At 44.0% G+C, this 15,403-nt stretch carries 11 protein-coding genes and 1 pseudogene; 7 read left to right on the top strand and 5 right to left on the bottom strand.

Going from position 1 to position 15,403, the window contains the following annotated elements:
- Nucleotides 1-259 precede the first annotated feature (259 nt).
- The 4 genes and pseudogenes from F6K64_RS11380 to nadB form a co-directional block, all read left to right on the top strand.
- Nucleotides 260-463: pseudogene (locus F6K64_RS11380) on the top strand (IS1634 family transposase); the annotation flags it as partial.
- Between the two features lie 368 nt (nucleotides 464-831).
- Entirely contained in the window at nucleotides 832-1,839 is a 1,008-nt protein-coding gene (gene nadA / locus F6K64_RS11375) for a quinolinate synthase NadA (RefSeq protein WP_009148870.1), read from the top strand.
- 189 nt (nucleotides 1,840-2,028) lie between these two features.
- Complete coding sequence (locus F6K64_RS11370; RefSeq protein WP_287248600.1) at nucleotides 2,029-3,744, top strand: methyltransferase domain-containing protein; 1,716 nt, start codon at nucleotides 2,029-2,031, stop codon at nucleotides 3,742-3,744.
- Between the two features lie 10 nt (nucleotides 3,745-3,754).
- Entirely contained in the window at nucleotides 3,755-5,458 is a 1,704-nt protein-coding gene (gene nadB, locus F6K64_RS11365; protein WP_044494339.1) for an L-aspartate oxidase, read from the top strand.
- Nucleotides 5,459-5,547: 89 nt separating this feature from the next.
- Here nadB and F6K64_RS11360 read toward each other — a convergent pair whose 3' ends face one another.
- From F6K64_RS11360 to F6K64_RS11350, 3 genes are all read right to left on the bottom strand, one after another.
- Entirely contained in the window at nucleotides 5,548-6,681 is a 1,134-nt protein-coding gene (locus tag F6K64_RS11360; protein WP_009148876.1) for a M23 family metallopeptidase, read from the bottom strand.
- Nucleotides 6,682-6,883: 202 nt separating this feature from the next.
- Nucleotides 6,884-8,197 (bottom strand): homoserine dehydrogenase, encoded by a 1,314-nt coding sequence (locus tag F6K64_RS11355; protein WP_287265446.1) that lies wholly within the window; start codon nucleotides 8,195-8,197, stop codon nucleotides 6,884-6,886.
- Nucleotides 8,198-8,345: 148 nt separating this feature from the next.
- Complete coding sequence (locus F6K64_RS11350; RefSeq protein WP_267872074.1) at nucleotides 8,346-8,468, bottom strand: hypothetical protein; 123 nt, start codon at nucleotides 8,466-8,468, stop codon at nucleotides 8,346-8,348.
- 521 nt (nucleotides 8,469-8,989) lie between these two features.
- On the opposite strand from F6K64_RS11350, the gene F6K64_RS11345 reads away from it, so the two are divergent.
- The 3 genes from F6K64_RS11345 (at nucleotide 8,990) to F6K64_RS11335 (ending at nucleotide 12,113) form a co-directional block, all read left to right on the top strand.
- On the top strand, nucleotides 8,990-10,144 hold the full coding sequence (locus F6K64_RS11345) for a pyridoxal-phosphate-dependent aminotransferase family protein (protein WP_044494302.1): 1,155 nt from the start codon (nucleotides 8,990-8,992) through the stop codon (nucleotides 10,142-10,144).
- A gap of 450 nt (nucleotides 10,145-10,594) precedes the next feature.
- Nucleotides 10,595-11,857 (top strand): methionine adenosyltransferase, encoded by a 1,263-nt coding sequence (gene metK / locus F6K64_RS11340; protein ID WP_287265445.1) that lies wholly within the window; start codon nucleotides 10,595-10,597, stop codon nucleotides 11,855-11,857.
- 40 nt (nucleotides 11,858-11,897) lie between these two features.
- Nucleotides 11,898-12,113, top strand: a complete 216-nt coding sequence (locus F6K64_RS11335; protein ID WP_287265443.1) for a hypothetical protein — start codon at nucleotides 11,898-11,900, stop codon at nucleotides 12,111-12,113.
- 116 nt (nucleotides 12,114-12,229) lie between these two features.
- On the opposite strand, the gene F6K64_RS11330 is transcribed toward F6K64_RS11335, so the two are convergent.
- A complete protein-coding gene (locus tag F6K64_RS11330) occupies nucleotides 12,230-13,957 on the bottom strand; it encodes a DUF3352 domain-containing protein (RefSeq protein WP_287248592.1) in 1,728 nt (575 codons plus the stop codon).
- A gap of 189 nt (nucleotides 13,958-14,146) precedes the next feature.
- Entirely contained in the window at nucleotides 14,147-15,280 is a 1,134-nt protein-coding gene (gene cofH, locus F6K64_RS11325) for a 7,8-didemethyl-8-hydroxy-5-deazariboflavin synthase subunit CofH (RefSeq protein WP_287265441.1), read from the bottom strand.
- Nucleotides 15,281-15,403 lie beyond the last annotated feature (123 nt).

Below are 15,403 nucleotides of genomic sequence, written 5' to 3'. Positions count from 1 at the left end.
CGAATTTAATAATTAGATGCGGAAAGCGCACCTCACTGGCTCCTAAACGCGCTAATGATGTAGGGTGCGTTAATAAGGCCCCCTACAGGGATGGAATGCTTTAGTTCATTTGTACGGGGGAACTTCAGTAAAAAAAAAGTTCGCGGCAAGCACCAGCAAAATCTAAGTCAACTAAGTATTTTTACTCGGATTATCTTAGAGAATTTGCGATCGCACTCGATAGTTCTTTTGTGCTACAAAATGAAGTGCGGAAAGTGGGCTCGCCCGGACTAAGCAAACCATTAACAACCAATTGGGTAAGCCGACGGCTACCCCGACTCGGCGCTTGGTATTTCAGTGCTTTCAGTCGATTCATTTAGTTATCCTGGGCGGAGTCGAGCAAATTGTCAACTTAACTCACGAGCATCACAGGATTCTTCGCTTTCTTGGTGCTCCCTGCCAAAAATATTATCTACTGGTCTGACAAACCTGCGGAATGTGGGAAATAATATTTCTGATCAGGCAATAACCACAGGGTAAACGCAATAATCAATAAGGCGGCATTATTCTCAACAATATTAATATAAATTTGCAATAGTGCTGAGCAATCTTGGCTTAATATGGTCATCATCCTTGCCGTATATCACATTTTTGCTCAATTTTTCTTGCGCTTACCCTGTCACCAGGATCAGTTTTATCCTAACTTTATCCACTGACTAACACAAAAAAATAACATTTAACAATTAATTAATAAAATTAGCAGTTAATTTCTTGCGATTACAAACTAAATCATCTATTCTTTTATTGAAAGCAAGCATTAACACCTTTCTGCATCCCTAAGGATACTTCACTATGTTTATCACCCAATCAACAACAAAAAACACCCACTTTAGTTCTCTACCAGATGACTTATTCGCAGCTATTGAAGATCTCAAGAAGGAGCTAAATGCAGTTATTTTAGTTCACTACTATCAAGAGCCTGATATTCAAGATATTGCTGACTATTTGGGTGATTCTTTAACCTTATCTCGCCAGGCTGCTACTACAGATGCTGATGTGATCGTCTTTGCTGGAGTTCATTTCATGGCAGAAACTGCCAAAATCCTTAACCCTAACAAGTTAGTATTATTACCTGATTTAGATGCGGGTTGCTCTATGGCTGATGGCTGTCCTCCCGAAGAATTTGCTGCTTTCAAAGCTGCCCATCCAGATCATTTAGTGGTGTGTTACGTTAATTGCTCTGCTGCGGTTAAAGCAATGAGCGATATTATTTGCACCAGCTCTAATGCGGTAGATATTGTGAATCAAATCCCAAAAGATCAGCCAATTATTTTCGCTCCTGATAAAAACCTTGGTCGCTATGTTAGCGAACAAACAGGAAGGGATTTAGTACTTTGGGATGGGAGTTGTATGATTCATGAAATTTTTTCGGAAAAGAAGATCGTACAACTCAAAATAGAACATCCTCAAGCAGAATTTATTGCTCATCCCGAATGTGAAGCTCCAGTGTTACGCCATGCGGATTACATTGGTTCAACGAAAGCTTTGTTTGAGTATAGCCAGGGAAGTGCTGCGGAACAATTTATCGTCGCCACTGAACCCGGTATTCTGTATCAAATGGAAAAGCATATGCCACACAAGCAGTTTATTGCTGCACCAGCGACGGGTAACTGTGCATGTAATGAATGCCCTCACATGCGGTTGAATACTTTGGAAAAGTTATATCTAGCAATGAAAAATCGGGCACCAGAAATTACCTTACCAGAAGACATTCGGATTGCTGCACTCAAGCCCATGCAACGCATGTTGGAGATGTCAGCGCAACTTTCCGTTACTAAATCTATGTTGTCCAGTGTCTAAATCGTGATTGACTGACGAAACTTCTAAAACCCTTGATTTTACTACGAAGCAAGATTTGTCAGTCAACAAATTATAAATCTTAGAGGATGTTTGAAAAAGTCTGTGAAGGATTGATTTTCAAACATTCTCCGATATAATTATGACACAAAGTATGACTAAAATTAGATATGTTATTACCTTAAAGTAATCATGACATTACCGCAATTGGAGAATCAATATTATTCCTCAAAAGACGCAGCTTTACTTTACGATTGGCGCATTTATAGTATTCGTCAAGCCCTTAAGCAAAAAGGAAAAGCTACCGGAACTTTAGAAATTCAAGACTTGCTAGATTTGGGTCATCTGGATCAATATCACTACTTTGGTAGTCAAGCTTGCGATCGCGCCATCAATTATTTATCGCTCAATCCCAACTCTCGCGTTTTGGATATAGGAAGTGGTGTGGGTGGGCCAGCTCGATATATTAGCTATAAAACGGGATGTCACCTCCAATGTGTGGAATTAAGACAGGACTTTAGTGAAATTGCCCAAGAACTCACCCAACGGATGGGACTCGATCAGCGCATCCAATACCTGACTGGCAATGTTCTCAGTTCCGAAATCATCGATGCCCTGTTACCCAATTCATTTGACAACATCATTTCATTTCTATCCTTATTACACATTGAAGAGCGTGACAAAGTCCTTGAAATTTGTTTTCGTGCTTTGAAAGAAAATGGCAGTATCTACGTTGAGGATTACGTGGCAAATTGCACCCTGACACCAGACGTAAAAACCACTTTAAAAGAAGTATTTAAATCTTCTTACGTGCCAACCCGTGAAACCTACCGACAGCACTTCGAACGTGCAGGGTTTACTGAAATTTGTTTCATTGATTTAACAACCGGATGGCAACGTTGTATAAAAGAACGCTATCAGAAATTCATCGATTCCAAGGAAGAATCAATCAAACTCTTCGGTGAAGACATTTTTGAACACCGCAGTCGATTGTATAGAATTGGTCGGGATATGCTTCAAGGGGGTAGCGTTGGTGGAGCATTGATCACTGCTAAGAAACCCTGTGCTCCAAAGATATACCAAGTACCAGACACCTATTTTTCTGCTTTAACCTCTGTTTATAATGAGCAATACCATTTCTTTCTCGAAGACGGCTCTCTCCTTGCTCTGAGACATTTTAAAACCAAAACCCTTGAGCATTACTCCGCCTGGTGGAGTGACACTCAGGGCAACTCTCAGGAACTGATTAATACCTCGGAACAAAGAAGCTCAGCTGAGCATATCTCTATCCAAAAAAACGATCAAACTGGAATAATTTGTTTGCCAGAAGCCAATCTGGAAGTGCAATTTGAAGTGACGACCCAATTCACCTGGGGTGTTCCTGGTGAAGAAAATCAGCGCGATGTTATCCATCAGCCACAACTTGAATGCATTGTTCATACAGATAATGGCACTCAAAAAGCGCAAGGATATTGCAAAATTTATGAGGGGAATTATCCTAGGTTTTGGGGCTACCATTTTGTTTATGCACTCTTCCCTGATTACGGGATTATTTGGAGCGCTGATGCCACATTTGATCAAGAAAGAAACAATCATTTCAATTTCCTCAATACTTCTAAACTTAATACTTCAGAACTGGATAATTCCCAAACAGAAAAGCAAATATTGTTGCGCGGGGAAAAGTCTTATCATCGCCAAACAAGTGCTCATGCCAGCATTCAAAACAGAATGTATGACTTGATCTTCGATAGAGCCTTTGCAACTTGGTCAAGCATTCTGCGAAATCGAACATCAACGATGGAAAGTAACCTCAGCTTGGAATATAGGGAGGCCATTTTAATAATAGATGACCAAGAAGTGAGCAAAGGAGTTTGCTTAAAAGAATCTTGTTTTGGCACAATTGTATAAGGGCAAAACTATGCAAGACTCTCAAATTTCTCTATGTAATCCCTCAGAATTGCCAAATATTCCCTCCCAGTTTGATGTTATAATCATTGGCTCTGGTGCAGCAGGGCTCTATTCTGCTTTGTCTTTGCCTTCCTACTTGCAAGTGGGCTTAATTACCAAAGATGCCCTGAAAACCGGAGCAAGTAGCTGGGCACGAGGCATTGCTGCGGCAATCGATCCCTCAGATACTCCATTGTCCCATTGGGAAGACACCCTCAAAGCTGGGGCAGGTCTTTGCGAACCAGAAGCAGTCAAACTTTTAGCTGATAATGCTCCCGGTGCGATCAAGTCCCTTTTAGAGATGGGAGTCAACTTTGACCGCCACGGTCAGAAACTCGCCCTGGAGCTAGAAGCGGCACACTCTCGTCCTCGTGTCCTCCATTCTGGTGAAACGACTGGAAAGGTGCTGATTGATGCACTCACGGCTCAAGTTTTGGAACGGGAAAACATTCAGGTGTTTTCCCAGGCATTTGCCTTGAGTTTGTGGCTCAATGAAGTCACAGGGAACTGTCAGGGGGTGAGTGTCCTCTATCAAGGATATATTCGCTGGGTTAGAGCTGCGGCAGTGGTCTTAGCCACTGGCGGCGGCGGTCAAGTTTTTTCCCACACCACAAACCCCACGGTCAGTACTGGGGATGGGATTGGTCTGGCTTGGCGTGCAGGAGCCTTGATCCGAGATCCAGAGTTTGTTCAGTTTCATCCGACGGCGCTAACAGTAACTGGAATACCCCGTTTCTTGGTTACTGAAATTGTGCGGGGGGAAGGGGCTCATTTAATCGATGCCCAAGGACAGCGTTTTGTGTTTAATCATCATCCTGATGGAGAGCTGGCACCCAGGGATGTGGTCAGTCGGGCAATTTTCTGTCACTTACAGCAAACGAAACCCGATCCCTATTGTGTTTATCTGGATTTGCGACCCATAAAAGCCCAGAGGATGCGAGATCGTTTTCCTAGTATTATTCAAGCCTGTCAACAGTGGGACATCGATTTGTTTACACAGCCCATTCCTATTGCTCCTGTGGCTCATTATTGGATGGGGGGAGTTGCGACGAATTTGGAGTGTTGTACCTCCATCGAGGGGCTATATGCTATCGGTGAGACTGCCAGTACAGGAGTTCATGGTGCTAATCGTTTAGCTAGTAATTCCCTACTAGAATGTATTGTTTTTGCTGCTCAATTGTCCCAGCTAACGGTTAACTCCAAGGTTAATGGTGGTGATGATATGGGATATCAATCTCTGCCAGTAAGGCAGGAACAACAGGATTGGAATAACGAGATGGAGAAGGTTAACTCAATCAGACAAAATTTACCTAAACTCATGTGGCAAAGTGCTGGAATTTCTCGCTCTCAAGGAATACTTGAAGATGCGATCGCACAACTAAATAGTTGGCGTTCTCAACTCACTGATTTGAATATTATGGGATACTTACTCAAGGCGACACCCAACGAAACAGTGCAATTAAACTCCGATCGAGCTGAGCAGCACCTGAGGCTAGCTGCAGAAACTCTCAATTTGACCGATGTTGCTTATTTAATCTTAAAAAGTGCGGCTTGGCGCACTGAAAGTCGAGGCGGACATTACCGCAGCGATTATCCTCAAACCTCTGATGATTGGCTATTCCATACCCTAATTCAGGGAGATTGTTGGCATAAGTCCGGCAAGATTACCAATTAAACTGAGTTGGAAAGAGATGAGCCAAAAAATGTCAGGATTCAGCTATCAGCATTCAGCTATCAGCTGAATGCTTACCAGGGGAGAGGTCACTACCGAGTAATTTTCAAATGCAATTTTGGATCTTGTGCTGCCCAACCCCCAGGGGAATTCAAACGAACCTCAAAATGTAGATGGGGTTGGTTAATGTCAGGATTTCCCGTAGTCCCCACTGTCCCCAATAACTGTCCAACATTAATTTGCTGACCTGGACTGACACTAGTACGGTTTAAGTGAGCATAGCGGGTTTGGCGTCCTCCCTCATGATTAATCACTACCAAATTGCCATAAGTGTCTTGTGCTCCAGCATAGGCAACGATACCGCTATCAGTAGCAAAAACCTGAGTACCTTCCTGTGCGAGTAAATCCACACCAGCGTGAAACTTCTTTTCATCCTCACCAGCGTCTTGCCGCCAGCCGTAATCCAGTCCTATCCCTGCCACAGTTGGTAAGGGATAATTAGTCAATCCGGTGTAGCTATCTACAGTCGGAGTTTCCCTCGTTGCTGTGGGAATACCTATGCCAAGGGAATTTAACCCTGGGATAAAGGCTTGCTTAGAGGGTTTTTTACAACCATTTAACTCAAATAAAACCGCAGCACGGACACCGTAGGCGTCTGCTAAGTCTTGCCAAGTGGCATTCAATGGCACATTCACCAAGATACCATTGAATGGGGGAATCAGAATCTCTTGCCCCACTGGCATTGACTGCCGGTTTAAGGCTCGATTAAATCGAAGTAGTGTAGCCTCTTCAAGGTTGTATTTGTTGGCAATACTCTCGACGGTTTCACCTGCAACCACTTGGTGGCGAGTTAAGCGAGAGAGCACTGGCGGTGGACAAATATCCTCTATAGTTGTGTTTTGAGTTACTGTGTTTTGTGGCTGTTGTACTGTTTGTACTGTCAGAGTTGTTCGCGTAGCGTGGCCTTTTGGCCAAGGTTGTAGGTTGGCTGCTTGAAGTGTGGAATGTGTGAAATTTAACTGGCTTTGCGTTCGCTGAAAGCGGGACGAAGTCCATCGCTGAAAGCGGGACGAAGTCCATCGCCAACCATCATCTACAGATAAAGAACCAGGATAGGAATCAGTTGTTCCCAAGTTTGAACTAGCAACAGTTGGGGTCACTAGCCAAAAAATTGTAGAAATAATTGGGAGCCAGCGCACTACATTCATTGTTAAGGATTGAGTCATAGATCAAGACTAGGGCACAGGTAAACGGTTTCAACTTTTAGACTTCAAGCAAACAACCTAACCTTCGGGAATGGCTACTATGGTTTGAACTTTCCCCGTTCGCGTAGCGTGGCCTTTTGGCCAAGGACTTCCCTCAACCCTCTAAAAGATTAAACCTTCAACTAGTGAACCTTCAACTATTCAACCTTCAACTCTTCAACCTTCAAAGCACTCTTAAAATACTAGGAATACTATCCACTGCCTCTAGAGTCCGAATTTCATCTAGAGCCTCTCGGAAGTTCCCTTCACGCACATCATGAGTGACGACCACAATCTCTGCTAAGTTTCCTTGGAAACCAATTTGCACCACAGATTCTAAACTGACATGATGTTTGCCAAAACTGGTGCCTAAATGCCCAATTACACCAGGATGGTCTTGACTGAGGAACCGCGCATAAAAGCGGGTGACCAGGTCTGAAATAGGAGCAACATTACAATAGTGCTGATGAGCACAACTAAGTAGAGGATGTAGTTGCTTGGCTTCGAGATCGGTTTTGAGGACAGCAGCAATGTTCAAAATATCCGACACTACCGCACTGGCTGTCGGACCAGAACCTGCACCAGGACCAGAGAAAATCACTTGTCCAATCGGTTCGCCTTCTACCACAATCCCGTTGTAAACATCATTAATACTGGCAAGGGGGTGAGTTTTGGCAACAAGGGTAGGATGTACCCTCAGCTGAATAGTTTCAGACTTTGGGTTATCCCCAGTTGCCATTGGGTCTCGCTTGGCTACAGCTAATAGTTTAATTACAAACCCCAGTTTCTCAGCATAAACAATATCTGCTGCACTGACCTGACGAATCCCTTCACAGTGGACATCAGATAAATTAATCCGTCCTGCAAAAGCAATAGAAGCTAAAATAGCAATCTTGTCAGCGGCATCTAATCCATCCACATCAGCAGTGGGGTCAGCCTCAGCATATCCCAACCGTTGGGCATCAGCCAGAATATCGGCAAATTCTCCCCCTTCCCGTTGCATCCGGGTCAGGATGTAATTGGTAGTACCGTTAACAATGCCAGTAATACTATGAATACGGTTCACTCCCAATGCCTGTTTTAGGGGTTGAATTACTGGGATACCCCCCCCAACTGCTGCTTCTAACATGACGTAGACTCCTGCCTCTTCCGCCGCCGCAAAAATTTCATCTCCATAGCGGGAAATAACGGCTTTATTGGCAGTGACAATATGTTTACCTTGGGCAATCGCTTTGAGCATAAGCGATCGCGCTGGTTCTAATCCTCCCAGTAGCTCTACTACAATATCTATCTCTGGGTTGGTGACAATTTCTTCTAGGTCCGTTGTCATCAACTCCAGTGGTAGTTGCACTTCTCTGGGCTTATCAAGCGATCGCACTCCTACCTTGGCAATTTCTATCCCTTGCAGTAGTGGGTTACGTCCAGCTGTGTCGAGTAAAATCTTTGCTGTTCCTGTACCAACGGTCCCTAATCCTAATAAAGCAATCTTAAAAACCACAGTATTTATCCTGAATCTATATGCTTGCCAAACATGCGATCGCTGAAAGCGGGATGAAGTCCATCGCTGAAAGCGGGACGCAGTCCATCGCTTAAAGCGTGCAGATCGCGAATCTTTTTCTTTTCTAGCCTACTTTGCGGTTAAAGGTTCATCCGTTGAAGGTTGAAGGTTCATCCGTTGAAGGTTGAAGGTTCATCCGTTGAAGGTTGTTTCCTGCAATCTGCCAACCGGCTAACCTGCCAACGGGCTCACCCAGGTATAAGGGTTTCAACGTGTTTATATTTTTATTAATTTGTTGCTTTATTAATTTAGTGTTATTGATTTTTTTAGTGGATAAAGGTTTCATAATTTAGATGCATTTGCTTTATAGCTCAACAAAATACATTAAAATTACTTTTTTTTGAGCATCACATCTTTGGCAAACTGTTGTGTATTAAAAATATATAACAGCTTAACTGCTTACCTCACCATTGCCATTGGCATCTTTGCCGATATCCAAGCAGATTAGGTTTTGTTGGGTGCATCTCAATGGATGAAATTAAGCAAAAATTCGCGCGAGAATTCCCACACTCCCCGCGCCCCACACTCCCCGCGCCCCACACTTCCCACACTTCCCTTTTTTTGACAAATATGAGATACACCCGGTTTTGTTGACCTCTTTAATCTCCTCTGTGCTTGAGGCTGAAGCCTCTTTGCTGTTCCGCCTTACTTCCTAGAATACGGGGATAGCCACCTTCGGGTTATTATTTATTTTGGTTAACTCTTACTTTACCAAACACTTATAAATAATAAATGACCTCAACCCCATCAATCAAAGATAATAATCGCGTCTCCGTGACCGATATAGATATGCCTCCGACGCTGTTACTCGGACCTGGGCCATCTAATGCCCATCCTTCCATATTAAAAGCGTTGGGAATGCCCCCAGTTGGTCACCTGGATCCCCGTTTTATCGCACTGATGAACGAAGTGCAAACCTTACTCCGCTACGCTTGGCAAACTGATAACCCGATGACCATTCCCATGAGTGGCACAGGTAGTGCGGCAATGGAAGCTACTCTAGCCAATGCAGTAGAACCAGGTGATGTGGTTTTAGTTGGGGTAAACGGTTACTTTGGACACCGACTCGTGGATATGGCTGGTCGTTATGGTGCTGATGTCCGTAAACTAATGAAGCCTTGGGGGCAAGTCTTTACCCTTGATGAACTCCGAGAAGGCTTGGAAACCCATCGTCCTGCTGTCTTGGCTTTGGTTCATGCTGAAACGTCAACCGGTGCCCGTCAGCCCCTTGAGGGTGTGGCTGAGTTGTGCCGAGATTTCAATTGCTTGCTGCTGGTTGACACAGTCACCAGTTTAGGTGGGGTGCCACTGTTTATTGATGAATGGGGGATTGATCTGGCCTATAGTTGCTCCCAAAAAGGGCTTAGCTGTCCACCAGGCATTTCTCCTTTCACTATGGGAGCTCGTGCCCTCGAAAAACTCAACCAGCGTCGTACCCAAGTCGCTAATTGGTATTTGGATGTATCGATGTTGAGCAAATATTGGGGTGACGAGCGCACCTACCACCACACAGCTCCAATTAATATGAATTATGCCTTGCGCGAAGCGTTGCGATTGGTTGCTGAAGAAGGACTAACCGCTTGTTGGGAACGGCATCAAACTAATGCTGAATTGCTTTGGGAAGGTTTGGCTGATTTGGGTCTAGAATGTCACGTGGAGCAAGAATTTCGTTTGCCTACCCTGACCACGGTTCGGATACCAGACGGGGTGGATGGCAAGGCAGTTACCCGCAAACTGCTGGATGATTACAACATGGAAATTGGTGGCGGCTTGGGTGAATTAGCTGGTAAAGTCTGGCGCATTGGTTTAATGGGTTATAACTCTCGGCGAGAGAATGTGGAGCAAGTTTTGAGTGCTTTAAAGGAGGTTTTAGGGGATTCTAAATAAAACTTAATGGCAAGGGATTGGTAAGGGATGTAATGGTAGTGGTGATCCTATTTGTTCAGAAATATGCTCATTAACTTATAGCTGACTACTAATAGCTAAATCATAACCCTTGCCAAGCCTAACAATGCCCCAAAGCATGAAATGTTAAAAATTTCATAAGAACCAGAGCGAGAGCATAAAACGTTGCTCGGATGATGGAGTTTAATGATTCATCAATTGAAAAATAGGTAAATAGCCAAAAAAACTATAATTTTTGACTATTTACCTGTCGAATCATGATCACAAAGGATTCAGGATTTAATTCAGGTTTTTTTTGTTTCAGTATTTGTTCACAATCAATTGATAAAACGTGATATGAATATATTAAGTTTTTCTTATAGCAGGTTAAAGTAGCTTAAAGTGATCTATGCTATACAGGTCATCAAGTAATTGTTAAAGGAGAATTGCTAATTGTCTCGTCGCTATTTATTTACCTCTGAATCGGTTACCGAAGGTCATCCTGACAAAGTCTGTGACCAGATTTCTGACACTATCCTAGATGCTATGCTCGCTCAAGATCACCAAAGCCGTGTTGCGGCTGAAGTGGTCGTTAACACCGGTTTGGTATTGATTACTGGTGAAATTACCTCCCAAGCCCAGGTCAATTTGATTGATTTGGCGCGGAAGAAAATTGCTGAAATCGGTTACACTGATGCTGACAATGGTTTCTCTGCCAACAGTTGCTCTGTTTTAGTTGCTCTTGATGAACAATCCCCTGACATTTCCCAAGGGGTGACTGCTGCCCAGGAAAGTCGCGAGGAAATGAGTGACGATGAACTAGATGCCATCGGTGCAGGGGACCAAGGTCTGATGTTTGGCTTTGCCTGCAACGAAACCCCAGAACTGATGCCTATGCCAATCAGTTTGGCTCATCGGGTTTCTCGCCGTCTGGCAGCTGTACGTAAAACTGGTGATTTATCTTACCTGCGTCCTGATGGCAAAACCCAGGTCAGTGTGGCTTATGAAGATGGCAAACCGGTTGGGATTGACACGATTCTGGTTTCCACCCAACACGATGCCACTATTGGTGATATTACCGATGAGGTAGCTGTCCAGGCAAAAATTAAAGATGACTTGTGGTCAGCAGTGGTGGAACCCTGTTTCCAAGATATTGAGATTAAGCCGGATAACAACACACGCTTCCTGGTGAACCCCACAGGAAAATTTGTGATTGGTGGTCCCCAAGGTGATGCAGGTTTAACTGGTCGCAAAATTATTGTAGACACCTATGGCGGTTACTCTCGCCATGGTGGTGGTGCTTTCTCTGGCAAAGACCCCACTAAGGTAGACCGTTCCGCTGCCTATGCCTGTCGCTATGCAGCTAAGAACATTGTGGCAGCAGGTTTAGCAGACAAATGCGAAGTCCAGCTCAGTTACGCGATTGGGGTGGCTAGACCCGTGAGTATCCTTGTAGAAACCTTTGGCACTGGTAAAGTGGACGAGGAGATTTTGCTGGAATTGGTCAACAAGTATTTTGAACTGCGTCCTGCTGGAATCATCCAAACTTTCAATCTGCGCCGATTACCCGCAGAACGGGGTGGTCGTTTCTATCAAGACACGGCAGCTTATGGTCATTTCGGGCGTACCGATTTGATTCTGCCTTGGGAAGAAACTGATAAAGCAGAAATCCTTAAGGAAGCTGCTGGTAAATCTGGTGCTGTATCGATGGCATAAACTAGTACTCGGTCAATGTACTTTTGAGAGTTAAATCAAGGTGTTAAGTGTTAGGCATGAGGCTTTAGGGATTAGTGAAAGCCTCATGGCTAGTGCTATTAAGCTATCAGCAATCAGCAATCAGCAATCAGCAATCAGCAATCAGCAATCAGCAATCAGCAATCAGCAATCAGCAATCAGCAATCAGCAATCAGCAATCAGCAATCAGCTATCAGCTATCAGCTATCAGCTATCAGCTATCAGCTTTTGTGAATAAAACAGGTAACCATTTGTTTAATCTGAGTTACGTCAGCCTAATGCATTAGGCTGACCCCTGACCGCTGACCGCTGACCCCTGACCACTGACGGCTGAATGCTTACCTAATAATGTCTCTAGGGTTTTTCCTGATTATCTCCCTTCTTAGTTTCAGCAGGTTTACTGGGTTGAGAGCGTTTTTTCAACTGAACAAAAAGTTGAAAGCGGGTGCGATTGGGGTCGATTTTGGCAACCGTTAAGCCGATGGTATTAATTGCCTTTGCTAAGATTTCTTGCTGGGTTGGTAGTTGGGCGAGATTGAGATTACTGCTATTGAGGGTACGCTCAACATCAAGGAAAAATTGACCAGTGTTGGGATTAGGTTTGGTTGGTACGGTGTTTTGAAACAGAGGTGCTTGAATTAGTGTCTTTTGGGGTTGAGGGAGCAGTTCACTAGCAATGGGGGCTCCTAGGGTGAAGAAGACTACATTCCCTTCTAACCAGCCGTGGGTAGCATTCACCCCTCCTAGAGTAGCTGTCCAGCTCACCATTGGTTGACCGTTCACCTGAGTTTCTACTACCGGTAACTGATAACTATTGGTGATTAAGTCATCCAATTGCTGTAGGGTTGCTTGAGCACTAGAGCGATCGCTTACTTTTACCATCAATGCTAGCCCAGCTCCTAAGGGCGCAGAGTAAGGGTTATCCTGAAGCGCCAGTTTTTCGGGAGACATTGGTATTAAGGCTAGGGCAAACTCCCCTTCCATCCAAGAGAGTAAATCCTTTTCCCAATCCAAGCCTAAGGTAGTTTTCAATCCACCTTGGAAATTGTCTGGGGAAATGGGGATGAGAGAATTTAATGCTCCTTGTTCGGTATAGTATTGCCAAAATTGTCTGATGTTACCCCCAGATATAATCGCTAGGGTACTCGCTGGCATCCGTCTAGGCAAAAAAGAACCGCTAGTGTCGTTACTGGCCTTAACAGTGCTTCTGGGTTTGACCCAGGAAATCCCTTCAAAACTTATCCCCTCTGGTGTTAGGGTTACTGTTGTGACTATGTCTTGCTTTAAGGGTTTAGCTGCTGTTTTTTGAGCCTGCTCCTGGGAATCAGGGGCTACTGCGGCTAAAAAAGCTGGTAGATTAATATACAACTGACCAAAGGACTGATCAGCTTTAATCTGAGCGATCGCATCTTGGTACCCAGCTTTACTAGCTACGGAAATAGCTCCTTTGTAGGTGTCAATCACCTGATCAATAATTTTGGGGTTTTCACTCACTACTAGAAAACGCCCCAGCACTGTTACTGAGTACTTTTGTGAGTACTTTTGGGAGTTACTCTTGTTTGTTTCGTAAACCTGAATACCTCTGTAGGTTCTCTCAACCCACTGTTTCCCTGATTGAGACTTGGCTTTTTTGAACAGCTCCATTGCTTGGGTTAGTTTGTCAATGGGTAGTACAATCAAACTGGGAAAAACTGATTGATCGTTTGATAAGACTGCTGGTGATAAGTCTCTAGGGCTAAAGTATGCTAAGGTAACTTCTTCACCCAACCAAGGTTTGATATCTTGCTGATAGTTGTAGCCGTTAGCGTTTAGTAAATTTTCCTGCAACTGACCAAGCTGTTTTTCCAAAACTTGTCGAGATTCAGTTGTGCCATAGTTTAGCAACTGTTGCCATTGTTTGGAGTCTGTAGAAATTGATGCAGTAAAAAAGGCATTTTGGGGAACTAACTGGGTACTTACCTGAATATTTGGTTTGAAAATCTGCCGCCGAACTAGCAACCAGTAAGCGGTTACTCCACCGCCTACTACCAAGACGGCTGCTGCAAAAATTAGCAGTAGAAAAGATTTCTTTTTTTTGGTCATGGATTTGATTGCTAGGGACATAAAGATAAAAGGTTATATCTCTGTGTGACCGTTGAATGTGATTACAATTGGTTGTTCGTAAATTACCAATTACTAATTACCAATTACTAATTACTAATTATCAATTACAAATTACCAATTAACAGGTATGGTATCAACCAGATTAGAAGTGATTAACTGGACTTGATCTTAGCTGTAAATCGTATCTCGTTGCTGATAGGGACGGCCAATGGATTGAATGGCTGCTTGTAATGTTTCTACTTCCATACAGGTACCCCCCATAGCTCCGGCCATGGTGGTGATATGCTCCTCCATTAATGTGCCACCAATATCATTACAACCCCATTTAAGGGCATCTGTCGCCCCAGCAAGACCGAGTTTTACCCAACTGGGTTGGTGATTTTTAATCCAGTTCCCTAGGAAAATCCGAGCTACAGCTGTGAGTAACAGAGCATCTTTCAATACCGGTTGATCCCGTCCAACCCGATGGCGTAATGGTTTGGGGGCTTCCTGTCCGACAAAGGGCAGTAAGATAAATTCAGTGATTAAGCCAGGGTATCCCTGGTTACAGGCTTTTTGTTGAAGCGATCGCAATTTTTCCAAGTGTGCCACTTGTTGTTGGGGTGTCTCAATATGACCCGAGAGCATAGTACTGGTTGTGGGCATTCCCAATTGATGAGCTGTTGACACAATCTCTAGCCAAGTGGCGGTATTGGTCTTTTCTGGACAGAGAATACGTCGGACATCATCATCTAAAATCTCTGCTGCTGTTCCTGGCATTGAACCAAGACCAGCCTCTTGTAGTTGAGCAATTACCTCGGCATAGCTAAGTCCATCTTGCTCAGCAATAAATTGCACTTCCTGGGGAGAGAAAGCATGGAGATGCAGCTGAGGAAAGTCTTGCTTAATGGTTTTTACCAACCCTAGGTAATAGGGCAAGGTTGACCCATTCATCTTTGCCTTGGGGTTGAGTCCGCCCTGCATGCAAATTTCTGTAGCATCCCGCCGCACCGCATCCGCTGCCTTTTCATGAATTTGCTGCCAATCGAGCCAATAAGCACCCTCTTCAGAGGCATCCCGGCGAAAAGCACAGAAACTACAGTGCTGGGTACAGATATTGGTAAAGTTGATATTACGGTTGATAACATAGGTAACCGTATCCCCAACTTGTCTATAGCGCAACCGATCCGCAGTTTCTTGAATTGACGCTACGGCCTGAGGTTCAGTTTGCTTCAACAGCACAACCCCTTGATCGGGTGATATATCAACACCCCCTAAGGCACGGTTGAGAATAGTATCAATACTAGTGGTAATCACAGGCATATTCAGTAAACCTACATTCAGTAAATCTACAATGATCGCAGTGATCGCAGTTGAACACCTCCATGGTGTAGCCGGAAGGTGAAAATAACTTAGGGGCTAAAACCCCCTGTTTCCATATATTTT

Origin of the sequence: Moorena sp. SIO3A2 (assembly GCF_010672265.1) — a bacterium.
GTDB classification, from domain to species: Bacteria; Cyanobacteriota; Cyanobacteriia; order Cyanobacteriales; family Coleofasciculaceae; genus Moorena; species Moorena producens.
Note: the sequence above shows the minus strand (reverse complement) of the source record. Positions and strands in the feature narration are given on the sequence as shown.

Excerpts from the sequence above, each read along its gene's own strand:
- F6K64_RS11330 (WP_287248592.1), bottom strand. The coding sequence starts at position 13,957 with ATGACCAAAAAAAAGAAATCTTTTCTACTGCTAATTTTTGCAGCAGCC.
- F6K64_RS11360 (WP_009148876.1), bottom strand. The coding sequence starts at position 6,681 with ATGACTCAATCCTTAACAATGAATGTAGTGCGCTGGCTCCCAATTATT.
- cofH (WP_287265441.1), bottom strand. The coding sequence starts at position 15,280 with ATGCCTGTGATTACCACTAGTATTGATACTATTCTCAACCGTGCCTTA.
- nadB (WP_044494339.1), top strand. The coding sequence starts at position 3,755 with ATGCAAGACTCTCAAATTTCTCTATGTAATCCCTCAGAATTGCCAAAT.
- F6K64_RS11345 (WP_044494302.1), top strand. The coding sequence starts at position 8,990 with ATGACCTCAACCCCATCAATCAAAGATAATAATCGCGTCTCCGTGACC.
- F6K64_RS11370 (WP_287248600.1), top strand. The coding sequence starts at position 2,029 with ATGACATTACCGCAATTGGAGAATCAATATTATTCCTCAAAAGACGCA.
- nadA (WP_009148870.1), top strand. The coding sequence starts at position 832 with ATGTTTATCACCCAATCAACAACAAAAAACACCCACTTTAGTTCTCTA.